Source organism: Pseudomonas sp. GW456-12-10-14-LB2 (assembly GCF_002884345.1).
GTDB lineage: Bacteria > Pseudomonadota > Gammaproteobacteria > Pseudomonadales > Pseudomonadaceae > Aquipseudomonas > Aquipseudomonas paraglycinae.
The window spans coordinates 1-282 of record NZ_POHV01000116.1; the positions used below are offsets into that span (position 1 = coordinate 1).

A 282-nucleotide genomic window follows, 5' to 3' on the forward strand; every position below is an offset into this window, starting at 1 on the left:
GGGCCTGTGCGGGTCGACGGTGAGGAAATGGCTCGCCTCTGGCGCCGCGCGGCGTTCACTGATCCCCGGTTGGCAGACCTGCTCATCGTTCGCGACCAGTCGCTGAGCGAGGCGGCTCCCGTCCTGACGCCCTGGCTTGAAGAGGCCCTGATCAACGACGACGACCGAACGGATTGGCGATCGGCTCTGGCTGCAGCCTGTGTCGAGATCTCGCAACTGCATGCCGGCGGGGCATTCGGCGTTGAAGTCGAGGCGCTCTCGAAAGGCGGCGTCGACTTGGCG

At 66.7% G+C, this 282-nt stretch carries 1 protein-coding gene; it reads left to right on the top strand.

Annotation, left to right across the window (positions count from 1 at the left end; translation table 11 throughout):
- Positions 1–27 precede the first annotated feature (27 nt).
- Positions 28–282: hypothetical protein (locus tag C1X29_RS28330; RefSeq protein ID WP_146023295.1), on the top strand; the 255-nt coding region annotated here is incomplete at its 3' end.